The organism is Lysobacter sp. 05T417 (assembly GCF_056396405.1).
The window spans coordinates 263,354-282,163 of record NZ_JBFTLK010000006.1; the positions used below are offsets into that span (position 1 = coordinate 263,354).

The following is an 18,810-nucleotide window of genomic DNA, read 5'->3' on the forward strand; positions in this document are numbered from 1 at the left end:
CCAGTGGGTGCGGCGATCCAGTCCTCACGCTGGTGAAGCGGGAATACGGCAAGGGCCGCGTCCTCAGTTCCTCATTCCGGTGCCCCGGTCCAGCCTTGCTCAGCTATCTTCGTCGAAGCGCCGCTCGAACAGCGAGATCACAGCTTCCGCGGCGCTGGCCTCGTCCTCGCCCTCGACCCGCAGCTTGACCAGGGTGCCTTGTCCGGCCGCCAGCAACATCACGCCCATGATGCTCTTGGCGTTGACCTCGCGACCCTTGGCGGTCAGCGTGGCGCTGCTGCGGAATCCCGACAGTGCCTGCACGAGCTTGGCGGTCGCGCGCGCGTGCAGGCCCAGGCGGTTGGAGACGGTCAGTTCGTGTTCGATCATCGCCGGTTCCTCGCCTCACGCCTCATCCACGATGACGCCGTTGCGCGCACCGGCGGCGGCCACGGCGGGCAGCTCGTCCAGGGTCAGGTCGGCGTAGTTCATCACACGAAGCAGCATTGGCAGGCTCAGCGCGGACACGCGGCGAACCGGAGTGCCCAGGCGGGCGACCTTGGCGGCGAGGTTGCTCGGGGTCGCGCCATACAGGTCGGTCAGCACCAGCACGCCTTCGCCCCCATCGACCCGGCGCAGTGCGGCGCTGGCCAGTGGCAGCAGTGCGTCCGGGTCGCCGTCGAACGGGACCTCCAGGGCTTCGGTCTTCAGCGGCAACGGACGCATCAGGCGCCCGGCCACCGCGAGCAGCGCGTTGCCAATGCCTTCATGGGTGATCAGGAGGATGCCGACGGCCATGCGATCAAATTAGCAGAGCCGGGTGACGGGCCGGAAGCGTTGTGCGCAAAAAGAAGCGGCCCGCATTGCTGCGGGCCGCGGTTGGCGGTCGGGGCGACCGCGGGGGCCGTCGCTGGAGCTGGGGGATCAGTGCGACGGCGGGGTGGTGTCGTCCTTCGGCGGGGTCTCCGAGCCTTCCGCGGGCGGGGGCGTCGGCGCGCCGGATTCGGGTGTCGTCGCCGGTGGCGTGGTCGTATCGGCAGGTGGCGCCTCGGCCGGCGGAGGCGGCGTCTCGGGCGGTGGTGTCTCCACGGGTACCGGCGTGGTGGTTTCGGTCTTCTGGCAGCCACTCATGGCCAGTGCCGTGGACATCAGCACCAGCGCGAGGGCGCCGATTGTCGGATGGGACGGTTTCGATCTCATGAGCGCTGTCTCCGTTTCACGGTGCCGCGCACCGCAACCCGACCGTACCGCCATCGATGGGAGATGGATGCAAGCAACTCGCAAAATTTTCGTGATGCGCCGTTGCGACGCGATACGAAGTCAGCGGGGATTCACTGGAGGATGCACTGGGGGATTCGCAGGCGGATTCGCAGGAGGATTCACTGCGCGATCCAGACGCGCCGATGCGCTTGCGGCAGCGTCAGTCGAGTTCGCGGTGGTGCACCGCGACTTCTTCCCAGCCCTGTTTGCGCGCGTGTTCGGCAAGGCGCTCGGCCAGGTATACCGAGCGATGCCGGCCACCGGTGCAGCCGAATGCGATGGTGGCGTAGCTTCGTGTGCTGTCGACGTGCAGGCGCGGCAACCAGGTGTCGAGGAACTGGCTGATCTGGTTGGCGAACAGGTTCACATCCGGCTGCGCTTCCAGATAGTCGCCGATCGCGGCATCGCGGCCCGACAGCGGGCGCAGCACCGGATCCCAATGCGGGTTGGGCAGGGCCCGCGCATCGAACACGAAGTCGGCATCGGCCGGCACGCCGCGCCGGTACGCAAACGATTCGAACAATAACGACATGCCGGTGTCGCCACCGATGCCGAACTCGGTGATGACCTGCCGGCGCAGCTGGTGGACGTTGAGCTCGCTGGTGTCGACGACGGCATCGGCAATCGAGCGCAGCGGCTTGAGCACCTGGCGTTCCAGCGAGATCGCATCGGCCAGCGACAAACCCAGGTGGCTGAGCGGATGGCGACGGCGCGTATCGGCATAGCGCTTGAGCACGACCGCGTCGCAGGCATCGAAGAACACCAGCTTCGGATCCAGGCCGAGCGCACCCACCGCCGACAGCCATTCGGGGATGTTGCTCAGGTCGTTGTGGCGGTTGCGAACATCGATGCTCACCGCGAGCTTGGCCGGCGCGCCCTCGTCGGCGCGCTGCACGCTGGCGACGAACTGCGGCAGCAGGTCAGCCGGCAGGTTGTCGACGCAGAAGTAGCCCAGGTCCTCGAAGGTCTTCAGCGCCACCGACTTGCCCGAACCGGACATGCCGCTGACGATGACCAGGGAAGAGGTGGGTGTTTCGCTCATGGGCCGGAGTCTTTGATGGTGGCGCGTTGATGGTGGCGTCGCGCGACGTCAGGAGTCGCCGCGTTCGAGGAAATTGCTGTGGCGCGCGATGAACGCCGCCGCCGGGTCCAGGCCTTTCATGCGCAGGCTGTGCAGGCGCGTCGCCGCTTCGGTCAGCACGGCCAGGTTGCGGCCGGGCATGACCGGCAAGGTGATCATCGGAACGTCCAGGTCGAGCACGCGGCGCACGCCGCTGTCGCCGGTGAGGCGCTCGATGCCCATCGGCTTGGGCTCGGTCATCGGCTTGGCCAGGTGCACGATAAGGCGCAGGTACTTGTTGTTCTTCACCGCGGTGTCGCCGAACATCTGGCGGATGTTGAGCACGCCCAGGCCGCGCACTTCGAGCAGGTCCTGGAGCATGTCCGGGCAGGTGCCGTCGAGCACGTCCGGTGCGATCTGGGTGAACTCCGGCGCGTCATCGGCGACCAGGCGATGGCCGCGCGTGACCAGTTCCAGCGCCAGTTCGCTCTTGCCCGAACCCGACTCGCCGGTGATCAGCACGCCGATCGAATAGATCTCCATGAACACACCGTGCAGCGTCACCCGCGGCGCCAGCGTGCGCGCGAGGTGGTACTGCAGGTGGTTGAGCAGTTCGTGCCCGCGCCGCGGCGACACCCATAGCGGCGTCTGGCTTTCCTGTGCGGCGATGCGCAGGTCTTCCGGGCAGGTCTGGTCCTTGCTGATCACCAGCGCCAGCGGCCGGAACTGGATGATCTTCTCGATCGTCTCCCAGCGCAGGCGCGAATCGAGCGCATCCAGCCAGGCCAGTTCCTCGGTGCCCAGGATCTGCACCTTGTTCGGGTAGATGGCGTTGAGATAGCCGGCGAGCGAGGGCCGCCGCGCCACGGTGTTGACCGACTCGAGCACGCGCCGCTCGCCCTGCTGCCCGGCAAGCCAGCGCAGGCTGAGGCGATCGCGTTGTTGTTCGAACAGTTCCCCTGCGCTGATGCTCGTGCTCATGCGGGCCTCAGGCGAGGTCGTCCGGCGGGCGCAATGCGCCCGCACGAACGGATGTACTGGACAAGGTTCGCGACCGCGGTCGCACTCAACGATTCATCCAGGGGCATGGAGTGGGAAGGGTCAGCCGAAGCTGTCGCTGCGTGCGGCGCTCTCGCCGCGGTGGTGATCGACGACCTTGCTGCGGTGTTCCTTGAGCAGGCGGTCGAGCTTGTCGGAAAGCAGGTCGATCGCGGCATACATGTCGATGGCAGCGGCGTCGGCGTGAAGGGTGCGGCCAGCAATGTTGACGGTGGCCTTGGCGCGGTGATTGGGCTTGTCCAGGCTGAGCTGTGTGCGGACGTCGAAAGCCTGTTCGCAATGCCGTTCCAGTCGGGCCAGCTTGGATTCAACGTAGTCACGCAGAGCCGGTGTGACTTCGATTTGCTGGCCGTAGGTTTCGATACGCATCGGAGACCTCCTTTACGTCGCAACGGGAAGACAGGATGGCACGACCGGTGCGATGTGCAAGTGGCCACCGTTCGCAGTTTGGCCAATGTGGGCCGGAAGGCCTTGATCCGTCGATGGTTTTGGCTGAAACCATCAAACACCCAGCGAATCTTTAACGCGCGCTGCGCAATTCAGCCGATGCGCACGCGATCCTGCGACGAGGGGATGCTCATGGCCTCGCGGTACTTGGCGACGGTGCGTCGCGCCACTGGCACGCCCGTTGCCTTGAGCGTTTCGGCCAGGCGCGCATCGGACAGGGGCTTGCGCGGGTTCTCGGCCTCGATCAGGCGCCGGATCATCGACTGGATCGCGGTGCTGGACGCTTCGCCGCCCGCGCCCGTATCGATCCCCGAGGCGAAGAAGGCGCGCAATGGCACCGTGCCGCGTGGCGTGCGTGCGTACTTGCGTGCGATTGCGCGCGAGACGGTGGATTCGTGCAGCCCGACTTCGGCCGCGACTTCGCGCAGCGTCAGCGGCCTCAGCGCGCTGTCGCCAAATTCCAGGAACGCCGCCTGTTGCTTGAGCAGGCAACGGGCGACCTTGATCAATGTCTCGCCACGCGCTTCCAGGCTCTTGAGCAGCCAGCGCGCTTCCTGCAGGTGTCCACGCAGGTAGCTGGCATCGGTGCCGCTGGCATGGCGCACCATGCTCTCGTAGCCGCGATGGATCGCAATGCGCGGACGCATGCCGTCGGCCAGCGCGACCCGCCACAGGCCGTGCTGGCGCCAGATGACCAGGTCCGGGGCGATGTAGGTGTCGCTGGCGATGGCGCCGATCTGCGCGCCGGGCCGCGGATCGAGCGAGCGCAGCAGGTGCACCGCGGTCTCGACCTCGCCCAGCTCCAGGCGCATCTCGCTGGCAAGGCCGGCGACACCGACTTTCGGCAACCGCTCCAGCGGGCCGTTGGCCAGCTGGTGGGCCAGGGCCTTGCCCGGGGTTTCGATGGCGAACTGCGCCAGCTGCAGGCGCAGGCATTCGCCCAGGCTGCGCGCACCGACCCCGACCGGGTCGAACTGCTGCACCTGGTGCAGCACGGTGGTGATCTCTTCCTCGCTGGCCTCCACGGCCGGCGCCAGCGATTCGGCGATCGAATCCAGCGGCTCGCGCAGGTAGCCGTCGTCGTCGATGGCTTCGATCAGGGCCACGCCGATCAGGCGGTCGCGCGGCGACAGCGGGCTCAGGTGCAACTGCCACAGCAAGTGGTCGTGCAGCGTGTCGGACTCGGCGACCTGTTCGGCAACCGGGGCATCGTCATCGCTGTCGGCCGGGCCGATGCGCTCGTACCAGGGCTCGCCGTCGTTGCTGCCCCATTCGGCCTCGGGCGGCAGGTGCTCGCTGCTGTCTTCGTGCGACGACGAATCGCTTGCGCCATTGCCATTGGTGACGCTGATCGCGACTTCGGTCCAGTCCAGCAGCGGATTGCTCTCCACCGCAGCCGCCAGTTCAGCTTCAAGCTCGACTGCCGACAATTGCAGCAGGCGGATCGCCTGACGCAACTGCGGTGTCATCACCAGCTGTTGTCCTAGTGCGGCTTGGAGGCGGGGCTTCATTGTCTGAGACTAACGCGACCGGGGGAGGTCGACGGCCGTGCCGCGTTCGTCGTGGTGCGCGTGCTGCGCACCACATCCTTCATCGACTTGAAATCAAAGCCGGAAGGTTTCACCCAGATAAACGCGTCGGACGTCGGGATTTGCAAGCAGCGCGTCGGGTGCTCCCTGCGCGAGCACGCCACCTTCGTTGAGAATATACGCCCGATCGCAAATACCCAAGGTTTCGCGAACGTTGTGGTCGGTGATCAGCACGCCGATGCCGCGATTCTTGAGGTGGCGCACGATTCGCTGGATCTCGCCGACCGAAATCGGGTCGACGCCGGCGAAGGGCTCGTCGAGCAGCATCAGCCTGGGCTTGGCCGCGAGCGCGCGGGCGATCTCGACGCGGCGGCGTTCGCCGCCCGAGAGGCTCGCGCCGATCTGGCCGGAGACGTGGGTGACCTGCAGTTCGTCCATCAGGCTGGCCAGTTCGCGCTCGCGCCCGGCCTTGTCGAGGTCCTCGCGCAGTTCCAGCACCAGGCGGATGTTGTCGGCGACGCTGAGCTTGCGGAAGACCGACGGCTCCTGCGGCAGGTAGCCGACGCCGTACTTGGCGCGGGCGTACATCGGCTCGGAGGTGATGTCCTTGCCGTCGAGCACGATCTGCCCGGCATCGGCCGGGACCAGGCCGACGATCATGTAGAAGCAGGTGGTCTTGCCGGCGCCATTGGGGCCGAGCAGGCCGACAACCTCGCCGGCATCCAGGGTCAGGGCGAAATCCTTGACGACCTCGCGGGAACGATAGGCCTTGCGCAACCCCTGGGCGACCAGCATCAGCCGCCTCCCTGCGCGTTCTTGGGCATGATCCGGATCTTGACCCGGCCGGCATCCTGGCCGCCGCCCTGCACCTGGCCGGTCTTCATGTTGTAGATCACCCGCTCGCCGGCGATGGAGCCGCTGGGCTGCTGGATGTTGACGCCGCCGGTGAACACGACGATCTCGCTCTTGAGGTCGTAATCGACCTTGCTGGCGACCGCGTTCATGGCCTTGCCGTCGTCGAGCTCCTGCTTGAGCGTGACCGGCGAGCCGGTCAGCACCGCCCGCACCGGGTCGCCGCCGGCGGAATGGATCACGGCCTGGGTGGAGCGGATGTCTAGGGTGCCCTGGGTGATGATCACCCCGCCGCTGAGGGTGGTCGGCTTGCTGTCGTCCATCGAGTAGTCGCTGCGACCGGCATCGATGTCCATCGGCTTGTTGCGATCGCTGGTGCGGGCCAGCACGCCGGCGGGAGCCAGCGCCAGCACGGTCGCCAGCACGATGGCCAGGCGCAGTATCGGCAGGCTAGCGGACTGAACGGTCATAGCGGGCCTTGACGTCGGATTGAAGGATGATGCGCTTGGCATCGAGGTCGGCTTCCAGCCCTTGGCCGTTCAGTATAAAGCCCGGCTGGGTCACGGTTACCTTCGCGGTCGAAGTGGCGCGCTTGTCGTCCGGGAAAACGTTCAGGTGGTCGGTGGCGATGCTCACCGGCTTGCCGTCGGCATTGTTGCTGAGCGCCTTGACGTTGCCGCGCAGGCGTACCTCGTCGCCTTTTTCGCTGACCCAGCCGGTCTGCGAGCGCACCTCCCACGGGGTCGCCTTGCTGCCGGCCTTGGGCGGGATCACGAACAGCGGCGTGGCGATGTCCAGCGTCTTCGCCCGCGGGTCGCGGTCCATCCTGGGGGCCTTCAGGGTAAACGCTTCCTGGCCCTGCTCGTCGAGCACGGTCAGCTCGAAGTCGTGAAGGGTGTAGTCGGGCCGGTTGCTGGCGGCGCTGGAGCGCGTGTCGCGATCGCGCTGCGACCACAGGGCCCAGGTGCTGAGTACCGCGCCGACGAGCAGCAGCAGGAATATCACCAGGCCGCGGCGGGTCATGCGTTGCCCTCGACGCGGACGCCTTCGACCTTGCTGACCTGCGTCAGCAGCGTTTCCGCGTGGCCCTGGGCGGCCAGCAGCAGGTCGCACAGTTCGCGCGCCGCGCCGTGCCCCGCACGGCTGCTGGTGCGCCAGTGCACACGGCCGGCGACCCACGGATGGGCGTTGGCTGGCGCCACCGCCAGGCCGGTCTGCAGCATGACGCGCAGGTCCGGCAGGTCGTCGCCCATGAACGAGACCTGGTCCATGGCGATGCCCAGCCGCGCGGCGATGTCGCGCACGCAGGCGAGCTTGTCCGCCACGGCCGTATGCACTTCGGCGATGCCCAGGTCGGCCGCGCGGCGCTGCGCCACTTCGCTGGCGCGTGCCGTGACGAAGGCGACCGTGATCCCGAACTTCCGCAGCAGCACCAGGCCCTGCCCGTCATGGACGTGGAAGGCCTTGAGCTCGCGGCCCTCGCCGTCGAAGTAGAGACGACCGTCGGTGAGCGTGCCGTCGACGTCGAAGCAGGCCAGGCGGATGCGCGTCGCGCGCTCGCGGATGTCGGCCGGATAGTCGTTGAGGTGGCTGTAGGTCATGGGTCCTTAGACCACCCGGGCGCGCAACAGGTCATGAATATTCAGCGCGCCCACGACCCGCCGCGACTCGTCGACCACGAGCAGGCCGCTGATCTTGTGTGCCTCCATCAATTGCGCCGCCTCGACCGCGAGCGAATCGGAATCGATCGTCTTGGGCGAGCGCGTCATGACTTCGGCGATGCGGGTGTGGCGCAGGTCGACGCCGACGTCGTCGAGCGTGCGGCGCAGGTCGCCGTCGGTATAGAGGCCGAGCAGGCGCCCCTCATCGTCGACCACGGCCGTCATGCCCAGGCGCTTGCGGCTCATCTCGATCAGGGCCTCGCTGACACTGGCGTCTGCGCTGACCTTGGGCACGTCGTCGCCGGCATGCATGATGTCGGCGATGTGCAGCAGCAGCCGTCGGCCAAGCGCGCCGGCCGGGTGCGAGCGGGCGAAATCGTCGGCGGTGAAGCCGCGCGCATCCAGCAATGCCACCGCCAGTGCGTCGCCCAGCGCCAGCGAGGCGGTGGTGCTGGAGGTCGGCGCCAGCGCCAGCGGGCAGGCTTCGGCCGGGACGCTGACGTCCAGGTGCACGTCGGCCTCGCGCGCCAGCGAGGACTGCGGGCGGCCGGTCATGGTGATCAGCTTGTTGCCCTGGCGCTTGAGCACCGGCAGCAGCATCAGCACTTCGTCGCTCTCGCCCGAGTAGGACAGCGCCAGGACCACGTCGACGTCGGTGATCATGCCCAGGTCGCCGTGGCCGGCCTCGCCCGGGTGGACGTAGAAGGCCGGGGTGCCGGTCGAGGCCAGGGTGGCGGCGATCTTGCGGGCGATGTGGCCGGACTTGCCCATGCCGGTGCAGACCACGCGGCCGCTGGAGGCCAGGATCAGCTTGCAGGCCGCGCTGAAGTCGCCATCGATTCGCTCGGCCACGGCGGCGAGCGCCTGCGCCTCGATCTCGAACACGCGGCGGCCGCTGGCGGCGAGCTGCGCCGGATCATCGGCATACGGCTGGATGGGGTGGGGCTGGGCAGGGGTCGGGACGCTTGCCATTTCGGACCGGGGGCCTTTCCGCTAGGCTAATCCATCAATTCTATGCGGTTCATCCGCCAAAAGCCCGTCAAGCCCGGGCTCCCGCCCACCGCGAGACCGCGCGCAGCCCTGCTGCCGCAGGCCGCATGCACTCCGAGGCCCTGCTACGTGAATCCCGAGACCATCCGCCAGCTGATCGAACAGGGCCTGCCGGGCTCGCGCGCCGACGTGCGCGGCGACGACGGCGTCCATTTCGAGGCCACCGTAGTGGCCGAGGCGTTCCGCGGCAAGCTTCCGCTGGCCCGCCATCGCCTGGTCTACGCGACCCTGGGCGAGCGCATGGGCGGCGAGATCCACGCGCTGGCGCTGAAGACGGTTACACCCGAAGAGGCCGGCCAACAATCCAGTTGATCGGCTGATCGGCTGCCTCTCCAGAATCCACACATCCAGACCTAGACCCAGACCCAGACCCAGACCATGCAGAAGATCGTAGTAGAAGGCGGCGCCGCGCTGAACGGCGAGGTGCAGATCTCCGGCGCCAAGAATGCGGTGCTGCCGATCCTGTGCGCGACGCTGCTGGCCGACGGCCCGGTGTCGATCAGCAACGTGCCGCACCTGCATGACGTGGTCACCACGGCCAAGCTGCTGGGCGAGCTCGGCGCCGGCATCACCGTCGACGAGGGCACCATCAGCGTCAACGGCAAGCCCGGCCGCGGCCGCGGGATCGTGGTTGATCCGACCACGGTGCACAGCCACGTCGCCCCGTACGAGCTGGTCAAGACCATGCGCGCTTCGGTGCTCGTGCTCGGCCCGCTGCTGGCCAAGTTCGGCGCCGCCGAAGTCTCGCTGCCCGGTGGTTGCGCGATCGGTTCGCGTCCGGTCGACCAGCACATCAAGGGCCTGCAGGCACTGGGTGCGGAGATCACCGTCGAGAACGGCTACATCAAGGCCCACCGCAACGGTCGCCTGAAGGGCGCGCGCTTCGTCTTCGACGTGGTCACCGTCACCGGCACCGAGAACGTGCTGATGGCAGCGGTGCTCGCCGAAGGCACCAGCGTGCTCGAGAACGCGGCGATGGAGCCGGAGATCGTCGACCTCGCCGACTGCCTCAATGCGCTGGGCGCGAACATCGAGCATGCCGGCAGCGGCCGCATCGTCGTCCACGGCGTCGAGCGCCTGCACGGCGGCAGCCACGACGTGCTTCCCGACCGCATCGAGACCGGCACCTTCCTGGTGGCCGCAGCGATGACCGGCGGCCGCGTCACCGTTCGCCGCGCGCGTCCGGACACGCTCGATGCCGTCATCGACAAGCTCAAGCAGGCCGGCGCGCAGATCGACATCGAAGGCGACCGCATCACGCTGGACATGCAGGGCAAGCGCCCGCGCGCTGTCGACCTGACCACGGCGCCGCATCCGGCGTTCCCGACCGACATGCAGGCGCAGTTCATGGCGATGAACTGCATCGCCGATGGCGTCGGCGTGATCAACGAGACGATCTTTGAAAACCGCTTCATGCACGTCTCGGAACTGCAGCGCCTGGGCGCGGACATCCGCGTCGAAGGCCACACCGCGATCATCCGCGGCGTCGAGCGCCTCACCGCGGCGCCGGTGATGGCGACCGACCTGCGCGCGTCGGCGTCGCTGGTGCTGGCCGGCCTGGTGGCCGAAGGCTCCACGACCATCGATCGCATCTATCACCTCGACCGCGGTTACGAAAACCTCGAAGAGAAGTTCTCCGGGCTGGGTGCAACCATCCGCCGCATTGCCGGTTGATGGCGCCGTGATCCTCGCGCGCGGAAAGTTCTCGACCCGTCGCAAGGCCCTGCTGGGCCTGGTGCTGGTGCTGCTGGGCGTCGTGGCCTGGTTGCACTTCACCGGCTCTGCGGCCACCCGCGGGCTCGAGCGCAAGCAGATGGACTGGAACAGCGACGGCCAGGTCACGATGGGCGAGATGCTGCAGTCGTTCTATGCGGTGACGGTTGAGGTCACCCACGAAGGCCCGCGCGAATGCCGTGCCTATTCGTGGCGCGGCTCGACCGAAACGCTGCGCGTGGACTGCCGCACGACGATGCAGCCGGCAGCGCCCAAACCCTGAGGCGTTGCCGCCCTGGCGATGCTGCGCGTCGCCGGGGTCCATGCTGTCGCCCATGCCGCATCGCACATGCAATCCGTTGCCGATGTGCTAAGAATTCCGGCGACTCGCCAGGAATGTCCGCATGACCACCACCCGTCGTGACCTGCTCAAGTTCGGTGCACTCGCCGCGGCCTCTGCCGCGCTGCCGCAGTGGGCACGGGCCAGCCCATCAAAACCGATCGGGCGCGCAGCCAGGCCGCTCAACATCCTGATCCTTGGCGGCACCGGTTTTACCGGTCCGTTCCAGGTCAATTACGCGCTCGCGCGCGGGCACAAGGTGACCTTGTTCAACCGCGGCAAGCGTCCGTCGCCGGAATGGCCGGGCCAGGTCGAGCAGTTGTTCGGCGATCGCAACACCGGCGATCTCAAGTCGCTGCAGGGGCGCAAGTGGGACGTCTGCCTCGACAACCCCACCAGCCTGCCGTTCTGGGTGCGCGATGCCGGCAACGTGCTCAAGGGCAACGTCGGCCATTACCTCTTCATTTCCAGCATCTCGGCCTATGCCGACGGCAGCCATCCGGGCATCACCGAGGATGCGCCGCTGGCGGTGTACGAGGGCAAGGACGCGATGACCGAGACGCAGGAGTCGCTGCGCGCCGATCTCGAACATCTGTACGGTCCGCTCAAGGCATTGAGCGAGGCCGAGGCGCGCAAGCAGTTCGGTGAGCGCGTCACCATCGTCCGCCCCGGTTACATCGTCGGGCCCCGCGACGAAACCGATCGCTTCACTTATTGGCCGCACCGGGTGGCGCAGGGCGGCGAGATGCTGGTGCCCGGCGACGGTTCCGATCCGGTGCAGATCATCGACGGCCGCGATCTGGGCGAGTGGATGATCCGCCTGGCCGAGGCGGGCACGTTCGGCACGTTCAATGCGGTCGGGCCGAAGGATCCGCTGAGCATGGCGGCGATGCTCAAGGGCTGCGAACGCGTCACCGGCAAGAAGCCCACATACACGCACGTGTCTGCGGAATTCCTCGACGAGCAGAAGATCGAGTTGCCGATCTGGGTGTCGTCGAAGGGTGGGCCGTATGCGGGCTACGGTGCGGTCAGCAATGCGCGCGCCGTGGCGGCCGGGCTTACCTGTCGGCCGTTCGATACCACGGTTGCGGAGCTGCTTGAATGGTTCCACAGTCAGCCGGCCGATCGCCAGGCGACCTTGCGCGCGGGTATCTCGCGGGAGCAGGAAACTGCGCTGCTGAAGGCTTGGCACGCTAAGGCGTGATGGCGTGATGGCGTGATGGCGTGATGGCTTGAGGTGCGCGGCGTGGCGGGCTTCGGGAGGGCGTCGTCCGCCGGGCCGGGGATCGCTACGCCCCGCAGACGACATCCTGTCTTGATGCGGGGCGTGGGCCATCCATGGCCCACTGCTCCGCAATCCCCGGCCCGGCGGACAACGCTCGGGCGCTGGGGGGCATGGTCTTCGTGCGACGGTCAAACGGTGCCCTTGTCCGCACCGGGTACTCGTCTTCCCTATCGGGATCAGCGCACTGCCTGGACTAGCAGGTCGATCGCGTCCTGGCCCTTGTCGCGCTGCAGGATGCGCGCGGGCACCGGCATGCCGTCGACGATCCAGGCGATGGTCTGCTTGTCGCCATGCGTGGAGACAACCTTGGTGGCCTGCTGCGGCTTGCCGGCGACGGTGATCTGTTCCTTGCCGGCGACCGTGTAGGTGAGGTCGCGGACCTTGCCGTCTTCGACCATCCGGTAGTTCATCGGCTTGCCGGCGGCCAGGTCGCGCACGATCGCCAGGTTGATCAGCAGGGCATCCAGGTCGCCGCTTTGCAGCTTGATCGGGCCGGCGCGGTCGGGCTTGACGTCACCGGTCCAGGTGGCGACGCCGCGGCCCCAGTCGTAGGTCGCGTTCTTGGTCTTGCCCTTGGCCAGCACCTTGGCGGTGTCGACGCCGGACAGCGGACGCCATTGCCCGCCCTTGTCCTCGAACACCGTGGTCTGGCGCAGGTCGGCCAGCGGCGCGGTGACGGTGAGGCTGTATTTCCAGCGGTTGGCGCCGTCGGCAACGAGCGTCATGCGGCCATTGCCGACCACGCCCATGTAGCTGGCCTGGTAGTCAGCGGTGAACGGCTTGATCGCCAGCGCCGGGGCACTGGTCACTGCCAGCAGCGCGGCGGCGAACAGGCCGTGCAGGCGCGCGCGTGACGTGCGGGTTGTGGTGGTGGTCTTGCTGGGGGCCATCATTGGGCTCCTTTGTAGTCGACCAGGCGCAGGTCGAAGGTGTCTTCGCCATTTTCACGCTGCAGTATGCGCACCGGCGTGGGCACGCCCTCGACCACCCACACCACCGTTTCCTCATTGCCGCCCTGTACGCGCTGGACGCGCATGGCGTTGAAGCTCATGCCATCGACGGCGACGCTTTCCAGATCGGCGGCAACCGCATAGCGCTGATCACGGGCGCGGCCGTTGTCGACGAAGCGGTAGTCGAGGGTGCGACCGGGTTGTGCGTCGCGGATGATCGCCAGGTTGATCAGCAATCCGCTCATGTCGCCATCGCGCAGCGGCACCGGCTCCCGCCGGTTCTTCTTGACGTCGCCTGTCCAGCGCGCCGAGTGGCTGGCCCAGTCGTAGGTGCCGGTCATCTGCTTGCCGACGAACAATGCCTTGCGCACCGTGCTCTGGCTGAGCGGGCGGTACACGTCGCCAACCATCTCGAATACGGTGCTCTGCTGCGCGTTGACGCCGGCCAGGCCCATCAGGCCACGGGTGCCGCGCATGTTGAGGTCGATGCGCCAGCGCCCGGCGCTGTCGCCGGGCACCACCTGCATCGTCGCCTCACCCAGCGCCTTGCCGGCGTTGAACACCTGGTAATTGGCGACGAACGACTCCAGCGCCAGCGCCGGAGCGGAAACCGCGGTGCACAGCAGCAGAGTCAGGACGCGGAGTATCGGCTTCATCGAACCTTGGATCGGGGACGCGCGGAGGCGTCAGACTGGCACAGAAGGCGAGGCGCCGGGAACGTGGTGAGCGTGCAAAACACCGGCGGAATCTAAGCGCAGCGCTGTAAACAGGGGATGACCGTCAACGCTGATGGTTGTCCCCTGTTCAGCCAGGCGGCCGGAAACGGCCAGGCGCAAGACTGCCACAAGCAGCGGGTGCTCCACCGCCAGTACACGCGCCGACAAGGAGTCGACGTCGTCGCCAGCCAGTACCGGCACTACCGCCTGGGCGATGACATTGCCTGCGTCCAGTTCGGGGATGACGAAATGAACGCTGGCGCCATGCTCGCGCTCGCCATCGGCAATGGCGCGCGCATGCGTGCGCAGTCCCGGGTACTTCGGCAGCAGGGAAGGGTGGATGTTCAGCAGGCGGTCGCGGAAACGCTCGACAAAGGCATCGCCGAGGATGCGCAGGTAGCCGGCGCAGACCACCCAGTCCGGCCGGCAGGCGGCGACCGCATCGGCGAGGTCGGCATCGAAGGCCTCCCGCGACGGATAGGCCCTGGCGTCGGCGCTCCAGCGCAGCTCCGGGGCGACCCGCTGCAGCGCGGCGGCCGCCGGTTTGTCGGAGAACACACCGACGATCCCGGCGGCCAGATCGCCCGCCGAGATCGCATCGATGATGGCCTGCAGGTTGCTGCCCCGGCCCGAGGCCAGCACCGCGATGCGTTGCATGCCTGGATCAGCCGATGTGCACGCGCTCGCCGTCGCCGGCCTTGACCACCTGGCCGATCGGGCGATGGCTCAGGCCCAGGCGGTCCAGGTCAGCGCTGACCGCGGCGACGTCGCCCGGCGCGACCACCAGCACAAAGCCCACGCCGCAGTTGAAGGTGCGCCACATGTCGTCGTTGGGCACCGCGCCTTCGCGCTGCAGCCAGTCGAACACCGGCGGCAGGACGATGCTCGATGCTTCGATCTGCAGGCCCAGGCCGTCGGGGATCACGCGGATGATGTTCTCGGTCAGGCCGCCACCGGTGATGTGCGCCATCGCGCTGATTCCACCTTCTGCACCGTCGTGCTTGCCGAGCAGTTCCAGGATCGGCTTGACGTACAGCGCGGTCGGCGCCATCAGCGCGTCGATCAGCTTGACGCCGCCGAGATCGAGGTCTGCCGGGCGGCCGGCGCGATCGTAGATCCTGCGCACCAGCGAGTAACCGTTGGAGTGCGGGCCACTGGAGGCGATGCCGAGCAGCACGTCGCCCTGGCGCACCTTGGCGCCGTCGAGCAACTTCGACTTTTCCACCGCGGCGACGCAGAAGCCGGCCAGGTCGTACTCGCCCGGCGGATACATGTCGGGCATCTCCGCGGTCTCGCCGCCGATCAGCGCGCAGCCGGACATCTCGCAACCCTTGGCGATGCCGCCGACCACGGCCACGGTGGTGTCGACGTCAAGCTTGCCGGTGGCGAAGTAGTCGAGGAAGAACAGCGGCTCGGCGCCCTGCACCAGCACATCGTTGACGCACATGCCGACCAGGTCGATGCCGATCGTGTCGTGGCGGTTCAGCTGCTGGGCGAGCTTGAGCTTGGTGCCGACGCCGTCGGTGCCCGAGACCAGCACCGGCTCCTTGTACTTGCCCGACAGATCGAACAGGGCCCCGAAGCCACCCAGGCCACCCATCACCTCGGGACGGAAGCTGCGCTTGACCAGCGGCTTGATGCGTTCGACGACCTCGTTGCCCGCATCGATGTCGACGCCGGCGTCGCGGTAGGTGAGGGTGGTGGGGCTGGGGGGAGTGCTGGACACGGGCGGCCTCGGCGGTCGCGGGATATGAAGGGGCGATTTTACCAGTCGTGACGCCTTCGAATGGACGTGCCGACGCCACTGCGGCACCATTTCCGCTCATTACGCACCACCAGGGATAGCGATGGTTCGGGCAATTGGCACGGGAACACGCTCTGCGAGCGGCGCAACAGGCATGCTGGGGCGCATGAAGATCCATTCGAAAGTCCTGGGCAAGGTGGTGGCCGCAGCGATGACGGCAGGGCTGGCACTGAGCCTGCAGCTGGCCAGTTTCAGCGCCGCCGCGCAGCGCGTGGAGGGCGACCGGGCCCGCGCCGAGGGCATCTACGCCACCGAGGTGCAGGTCAACGGCCAGGGCGAGGGGGAGCGCAATTCCGCTTTCGCCCGTGGCCTGGCCCTGGTGCTGGGCAAGCTCTCCGGCGACCGTGGCGCGGCCTCGCGACCCGGCGTGGGGCAGGAGCTGCGCCAGGCCAGGACCTATGTCGACAACTACGACTACCGCCAGGACGAGGGCCTGGGCCCGACCGGCGCGCCGAGCTTCCGCACCACCCTGGTGATCAACTACAACGAGGAGGCGGTCAACGAGCTCGCCACCACGCTGGGCATCCCGGTCTGGCCGCAGCCGCGGCCCAAGCCGGTGCTGTGGCTGGCGATCGATGACGGCAGCGGCCCGCGCCTGGTCGGGTTGCCGCAGGTGAATGCGGCCCGTCCGGCCCTCAACCGCGCCACCGAGCGCGGCTACAAGCTCGGCCTGCCGACCGGCAACGCCGCCGAACTGGCCGCCGTCGGCGCGATCTGGCGCGGTGACAGCGCCGCGGTCGCGCGCGCATCGGCCCGCTACAGCCCGCCGATGCAGCTGATCGGCAAGCTCTACCGCGACACCACCGCTGGCTGGAAGGCCGACTGGACCTTCGTCGACGGCGGCAAGGTGCTGTCGAGCTGGTCGCAGACCGGCACCGACCCGCGCCAGCTGATGGCCAACGGTGCCGACGGCGCCGCCGACGCGCTGATGAAGCGCTACGCCAAGCGCGCCGACTCCGGCCAGGCCGGCAGTTATCGCGTGACCTTCACCGGCATCGACAGCAGCGACGACTTCATCCGCCTCGCCGGCTACCTGCAGAAGGTGTCGGTGGTGCGCCGCATGACCCCGATGCGGGCAACGCCGCTGGGGCTTGAGTACGAGCTGGAACTGGTCAGCGGCATGCCGGGCTTCAACCGCATGCTGGCGCGCGATGACGTGATCGAGGTGATGGAAGGCCTCGAAGGACAGCCGCCGGTCTATCGGCTGCGTTGACAACAGGGAACCCCATGCAAACGCAATCACTGGACGAGATCGCGCTGTTCCTGCGCCGGCTGCAATGGACTGCGCTCGGCCTGGGCGTGTGCTGGCTGCTGTGGCTGCTGGCGCCGATCCTTTCACCGTTCGCCTTCGCGCTGATCCTGGCCTGGCTGGGCGACCCGCTGGTCGACCGGCTCGAGCGCGCCGGCCGTTCGCGCAACACCGCGGTCGCGATGGTGTTCACGATGATGGCGCTGATCGTGCTGGCAGCGCTGCTGATCCTGTTGCCATTGATGGAACGGCAGATCACCACCCTGGTCACGTCGCTGCCGCGCTATCGCGAGTGGCTGATGACGACCGCACTGCCGTGGGTCGAGCGCCGCACCGGCTTCGAGATCACCGACTCGCTCGATTTCACCCATTTCGCCCAGCTCGTCCGCGAGAACTGGGACCAGGCCGGCGGCATCGCGACGACGATGCTGGGCTATCTCTCGCGCTCGGGTTCGGCGGTACTGGCCATGGTCGCCAACATCGCGCTGCTGCCGGTGATCGCCTTCTTCTTCCTGCGTGACTGGGATCTGCTGGTCGAACGCGTCGCATCCTTGATCCCGCGCAATCACCTGCCCACCGCCGCCCGGCTGGCGCGCGAATCGAGCGACGTGCTCGGTGCGTTCCTGCGCGGCCAGTTCCTGGTGATGCTGGTGCTCGGCGTGATGTACGGCCTGGGCCTGTGGGCGGTCGGCCTGGACCTGGGCATCCTGATCGGCCTGATCGCCGGCCTGCTGACCTTCGTTCCCTACCTTGGCCCGGCCAGCGGCATCCTCCTGGGCGTGATCGCGGCGCTGGTGCAGTTCGGCGACTGGCAACATGTTGCCGGCGTGCTGGTGGTGTTCGGCATCGGCCAGGTGATCGAAAGCTACGTGCTGACGCCCAAGCTGGTCGGCGACCGCATCGGCCTGCATCCGGTCGCGGTGATCTTCGCCGTGCTCGCCGGTGGTCAGCTGTTCGGCTTCCTCGGCATGCTGCTGGCGCTGCCGGTGGCGGCGGTGGTCAACGTGCTGCTGCGCTATGCGCAGGAGCGTTATCGTCACAGCCGCCTGTATGTCGGCGAAACGGTTCCGGATCCGTTGACCGACCCGCACCTGGCGCCGCCGCTGGACGACAGGCAAGAGTGAGCGATCGGTTCAGTGGCGAGAGGCCCGCAGTGAGCGTTCCGCAGTTGCCGCTGGCGTTGCGTTATCCGCCCGACCAGCGCCTTGATGCGTTTGTCCATGCGCCCGCCGGGACCGTGGAGCAATTGCTTGCGCTGGCAGCGGGCACCGCTGAGGTGCGCACCGACAACGTCTACCTGGCCGGGCCGTCGGGCGTCGGAAAGACCCACTTGCTGCTGGCGACCTGCGCGGCCACCGAAGCCGCCGGCCGTCGCGCCGCCTACCTGCCGCTGCTGGCCGCGGCCGGCCGCCTGCGCGACGCGCTTGAGGCGCTGGAAGGCAACGACCTGATCGCGATCGATGGCCTCGATGTCATCGCCGGCAACCGCGAGGACGAGGTCGCGATGTTCGACGCGCACAACCGCGCGCGCGCCGCCGGCGTGGCGCTGGTCTATGCCGCGCGCGACATTCCCGATGCGATCGGCCTGGGTTTGCCCGATCTGCGCTCGCGGCTGGGCCAATGCACGCGCATCACGCTGGCGCCGCTGGACGACGACGGTCGCCGCGAAGTGCTGCGGCAACGCGCGCAGCGCCGTGGACTGGTGCTGGAGGAAGCCGCATTGGACTGGCTGCTCAAGCGCGTTGGCCGCGACCTTGGCGGATTGACCGCATTGCTCGACCGCCTCGATCGCGCATCGCTGGCGGCACAGCGTCGGATCACCGTGCCGTTCCTGCGGCAGACGCTGGGAAGCTGAG

General features: G+C 67.8%; 23 protein-coding genes. 7 read left to right on the top strand and 16 right to left on the bottom strand.

From position 1 onward, the window contains the following. Nucleotides 1-99: 99 nt before the first annotated feature. From AC1DER_RS13175 to AC1DER_RS13230, 12 genes are all read right to left on the bottom strand, one after another. Nucleotides 100-369, bottom strand: a complete 270-nt coding sequence (locus AC1DER_RS13175; protein ID WP_441817239.1) for an HPr family phosphocarrier protein — start codon at nt 367-369, stop codon at nt 100-102. 15 nt (nt 370-384) lie between these two features. Continuing rightward, nucleotides 385-777, bottom strand: coding sequence for a PTS sugar transporter subunit IIA (locus AC1DER_RS13180; protein WP_441817240.1), 393 nt, complete (start codon nt 775-777; stop codon nt 385-387). Between the two features lie 126 nt (nt 778-903). Further along, nucleotides 904-1,179 carry a hypothetical protein gene (locus tag AC1DER_RS13185; protein ID WP_477243397.1) on the bottom strand — a complete coding sequence of 92 codons (276 nt, stop codon included), beginning with the start codon at nt 1,177-1,179 and terminating at the stop codon, nt 904-906. Between the two features lie 220 nt (nt 1,180-1,399). Continuing rightward, on the bottom strand, nt 1,400-2,281 hold the full coding sequence (gene rapZ / locus AC1DER_RS13190) for an RNase adapter RapZ (RefSeq protein ID WP_441817242.1): 882 nt from the start codon (nt 2,279-2,281) through the stop codon (nt 1,400-1,402). Nucleotides 2,282-2,329: 48 nt separating this feature from the next. Further along, nucleotides 2,330-3,280: an HPr(Ser) kinase/phosphatase gene (gene hprK, locus AC1DER_RS13195; RefSeq protein ID WP_441817243.1), complete on the bottom strand. Its 951-nt coding sequence runs from the start codon at nt 3,278-3,280 to the stop codon at nt 2,330-2,332. 120 nt (nt 3,281-3,400) lie between these two features. After that, nucleotides 3,401-3,727: a ribosome hibernation-promoting factor, HPF/YfiA family gene (gene hpf / locus AC1DER_RS13200; protein ID WP_158734200.1), complete on the bottom strand. Its 327-nt coding sequence runs from the start codon at nt 3,725-3,727 to the stop codon at nt 3,401-3,403. Nucleotides 3,728-3,897: 170 nt separating this feature from the next. Beyond that, complete coding sequence (locus AC1DER_RS13205) at nt 3,898-5,316, bottom strand: RNA polymerase factor sigma-54 (RefSeq protein ID WP_441817244.1); 1,419 nt, start codon at nt 5,314-5,316, stop codon at nt 3,898-3,900. A gap of 93 nt (nt 5,317-5,409) precedes the next feature. Next, complete coding sequence (gene lptB, locus AC1DER_RS13210) at nt 5,410-6,129, bottom strand: LPS export ABC transporter ATP-binding protein (RefSeq protein ID WP_441817245.1); 720 nt, start codon at nt 6,127-6,129, stop codon at nt 5,410-5,412. Next, the gene (lptA, locus tag AC1DER_RS13215) at nt 6,129-6,656 is read right to left on the bottom strand and encodes a lipopolysaccharide transport periplasmic protein LptA (protein ID WP_477243393.1); all 528 of its coding nucleotides are present in this window, start codon (nt 6,654-6,656) and stop codon (nt 6,129-6,131) included. Before lptA ends, lptB begins: the two co-directional genes overlap by 1 nt. Continuing rightward, complete coding sequence (gene lptC, locus AC1DER_RS13220; RefSeq protein WP_477243391.1) at nt 6,637-7,209, bottom strand: LPS export ABC transporter periplasmic protein LptC; 573 nt, start codon at nt 7,207-7,209, stop codon at nt 6,637-6,639. The genes lptA and lptC overlap by 20 nt, the downstream gene beginning before the upstream one ends. Beyond that, the gene (locus AC1DER_RS13225; protein ID WP_441817248.1) at nt 7,206-7,787 is read right to left on the bottom strand and encodes a KdsC family phosphatase; all 582 of its coding nucleotides are present in this window, start codon (nt 7,785-7,787) and stop codon (nt 7,206-7,208) included. The genes lptC and AC1DER_RS13225 overlap by 4 nt, the downstream gene beginning before the upstream one ends. 6 nt (nt 7,788-7,793) lie before the next feature. Continuing rightward, on the bottom strand, nt 7,794-8,819 hold the full coding sequence (locus AC1DER_RS13230; RefSeq protein WP_441817249.1) for a KpsF/GutQ family sugar-phosphate isomerase: 1,026 nt from the start codon (nt 8,817-8,819) through the stop codon (nt 7,794-7,796). Nucleotides 8,820-8,966: 147 nt separating this feature from the next. Between AC1DER_RS13230 and AC1DER_RS13235 the strand changes: the two genes are divergently transcribed. The 4 genes from AC1DER_RS13235 (at nt 8,967) to AC1DER_RS13250 (ending at nt 12,154) form a co-directional block, all read left to right on the top strand. Next, nucleotides 8,967-9,209, top strand: a complete 243-nt coding sequence (locus tag AC1DER_RS13235) for a BolA family protein (RefSeq protein WP_441817250.1) — start codon at nt 8,967-8,969, stop codon at nt 9,207-9,209. A 66-nt stretch (nt 9,210-9,275) separates the two neighbouring features. Continuing rightward, nucleotides 9,276-10,571, top strand: coding sequence for a UDP-N-acetylglucosamine 1-carboxyvinyltransferase (gene murA / locus AC1DER_RS13240; RefSeq protein WP_441817251.1), 1,296 nt, complete (start codon nt 9,276-9,278; stop codon nt 10,569-10,571). Between the two features lie 10 nt (nt 10,572-10,581). Beyond that, the gene (locus AC1DER_RS13245) at nt 10,582-10,893 is read left to right on the top strand and encodes an EF-hand domain-containing protein (protein ID WP_477243545.1); all 312 of its coding nucleotides are present in this window, start codon (nt 10,582-10,584) and stop codon (nt 10,891-10,893) included. Between the two features lie 121 nt (nt 10,894-11,014). Further along, a complete protein-coding gene (locus AC1DER_RS13250; protein ID WP_477243388.1) occupies nt 11,015-12,154 on the top strand; it encodes an SDR family oxidoreductase in 1,140 nt (379 codons plus the stop codon). A 257-nt stretch (nt 12,155-12,411) separates the two neighbouring features. On the opposite strand, the gene AC1DER_RS13255 is transcribed toward AC1DER_RS13250, so the two are convergent. The 4 genes from AC1DER_RS13255 to purM are packed head-to-tail and all read right to left on the bottom strand — an operon-like array spanning nt 12,412 to nt 15,627. Then, the gene (locus tag AC1DER_RS13255) at nt 12,412-13,125 is read right to left on the bottom strand and encodes a DUF3108 domain-containing protein (RefSeq protein WP_477243386.1); all 714 of its coding nucleotides are present in this window, start codon (nt 13,123-13,125) and stop codon (nt 12,412-12,414) included. Beyond that, nucleotides 13,125-13,841 carry a DUF3108 domain-containing protein gene (locus AC1DER_RS13260; protein WP_477243384.1) on the bottom strand — a complete coding sequence of 239 codons (717 nt, stop codon included), beginning with the start codon at nt 13,839-13,841 and terminating at the stop codon, nt 13,125-13,127. Before AC1DER_RS13260 ends, AC1DER_RS13255 begins: the two co-directional genes overlap by 1 nt. A 30-nt stretch (nt 13,842-13,871) precedes the next feature. Next, on the bottom strand, nt 13,872-14,558 hold the full coding sequence (gene purN / locus AC1DER_RS13265) for a phosphoribosylglycinamide formyltransferase (protein ID WP_477243382.1): 687 nt from the start codon (nt 14,556-14,558) through the stop codon (nt 13,872-13,874). A gap of 7 nt (nt 14,559-14,565) precedes the next feature. Next, nucleotides 14,566-15,627, bottom strand: a complete 1,062-nt coding sequence (gene purM, locus AC1DER_RS13270; protein ID WP_477243380.1) for a phosphoribosylformylglycinamidine cyclo-ligase — start codon at nt 15,625-15,627, stop codon at nt 14,566-14,568. Between the two features lie 184 nt (nt 15,628-15,811). Here purM and AC1DER_RS13275 point away from each other — a divergent pair, with 184 nt between their 5' ends. The 3 genes from AC1DER_RS13275 to hda are packed head-to-tail and all read left to right on the top strand — an operon-like array spanning nt 15,812 to nt 18,809. Continuing rightward, on the top strand, nt 15,812-16,918 hold the full coding sequence (locus tag AC1DER_RS13275; protein WP_477243378.1) for a DUF2066 domain-containing protein: 1,107 nt from the start codon (nt 15,812-15,814) through the stop codon (nt 16,916-16,918). 14 nt (nt 16,919-16,932) lie between these two features. Further along, nucleotides 16,933-18,078: an AI-2E family transporter gene (locus tag AC1DER_RS13280; protein WP_477243376.1), complete on the top strand. Its 1,146-nt coding sequence runs from the start codon at nt 16,933-16,935 to the stop codon at nt 18,076-18,078. Nucleotides 18,079-18,107: 29 nt separating this feature from the next. Beyond that, on the top strand, nt 18,108-18,809 hold the full coding sequence (gene hda, locus AC1DER_RS13285) for a DnaA regulatory inactivator Hda (protein WP_477243543.1): 702 nt from the start codon (nt 18,108-18,110) through the stop codon (nt 18,807-18,809). Nucleotide 18,810: the final 1 nt, after the last annotated feature.

What these genes read in the sequence shown, in the direction of transcription:
- lptB (WP_441817245.1), bottom strand. Translation starts at nt 6,129, where the DNA reads ATGCTGGTCGCCCAGGGGTTGCGCAAGGCCTATCGTTCCCGCGAGGTC.
- AC1DER_RS13230 (WP_441817249.1), bottom strand. Translation starts at nt 8,819, where the DNA reads ATGGCAAGCGTCCCGACCCCTGCCCAGCCCCACCCCATCCAGCCGTAT.
- hprK (WP_441817243.1), bottom strand. Translation starts at nt 3,280, where the DNA reads ATGAGCACGAGCATCAGCGCAGGGGAACTGTTCGAACAACAACGCGAT.
- lptA (WP_477243393.1), bottom strand. Translation starts at nt 6,656, where the DNA reads ATGACCGTTCAGTCCGCTAGCCTGCCGATACTGCGCCTGGCCATCGTG.
- AC1DER_RS13180 (WP_441817240.1), bottom strand. Translation starts at nt 777, where the DNA reads ATGGCCGTCGGCATCCTCCTGATCACCCATGAAGGCATTGGCAACGCG.
- AC1DER_RS13250 (WP_477243388.1), top strand. Translation starts at nt 11,015, where the DNA reads ATGACCACCACCCGTCGTGACCTGCTCAAGTTCGGTGCACTCGCCGCG.
- AC1DER_RS13280 (WP_477243376.1), top strand. Translation starts at nt 16,933, where the DNA reads ATGCAAACGCAATCACTGGACGAGATCGCGCTGTTCCTGCGCCGGCTG.
- AC1DER_RS13225 (WP_441817248.1), bottom strand. Translation starts at nt 7,787, where the DNA reads ATGACCTACAGCCACCTCAACGACTATCCGGCCGACATCCGCGAGCGC.
- purN (WP_477243382.1), bottom strand. Translation starts at nt 14,558, where the DNA reads ATGCAACGCATCGCGGTGCTGGCCTCGGGCCGGGGCAGCAACCTGCAG.
- rapZ (WP_441817242.1), bottom strand. Translation starts at nt 2,281, where the DNA reads ATGAGCGAAACACCCACCTCTTCCCTGGTCATCGTCAGCGGCATGTCC.
- AC1DER_RS13260 (WP_477243384.1), bottom strand. Translation starts at nt 13,841, where the DNA reads ATGAAGCCGATACTCCGCGTCCTGACTCTGCTGCTGTGCACCGCGGTT.
- AC1DER_RS13185 (WP_477243397.1), bottom strand. Translation starts at nt 1,179, where the DNA reads ATGAGATCGAAACCGTCCCATCCGACAATCGGCGCCCTCGCGCTGGTG.
- AC1DER_RS13275 (WP_477243378.1), top strand. Translation starts at nt 15,812, where the DNA reads ATGAAGATCCATTCGAAAGTCCTGGGCAAGGTGGTGGCCGCAGCGATG.
- AC1DER_RS13255 (WP_477243386.1), bottom strand. Translation starts at nt 13,125, where the DNA reads ATGGCCCCCAGCAAGACCACCACCACAACCCGCACGTCACGCGCGCGC.
- lptC (WP_477243391.1), bottom strand. Translation starts at nt 7,209, where the DNA reads ATGACCCGCCGCGGCCTGGTGATATTCCTGCTGCTGCTCGTCGGCGCG.
- murA (WP_441817251.1), top strand. Translation starts at nt 9,276, where the DNA reads ATGCAGAAGATCGTAGTAGAAGGCGGCGCCGCGCTGAACGGCGAGGTG.
- AC1DER_RS13175 (WP_441817239.1), bottom strand. Translation starts at nt 369, where the DNA reads ATGATCGAACACGAACTGACCGTCTCCAACCGCCTGGGCCTGCACGCG.
- AC1DER_RS13205 (WP_441817244.1), bottom strand. Translation starts at nt 5,316, where the DNA reads ATGAAGCCCCGCCTCCAAGCCGCACTAGGACAACAGCTGGTGATGACA.
- hpf (WP_158734200.1), bottom strand. Translation starts at nt 3,727, where the DNA reads ATGCGTATCGAAACCTACGGCCAGCAAATCGAAGTCACACCGGCTCTG.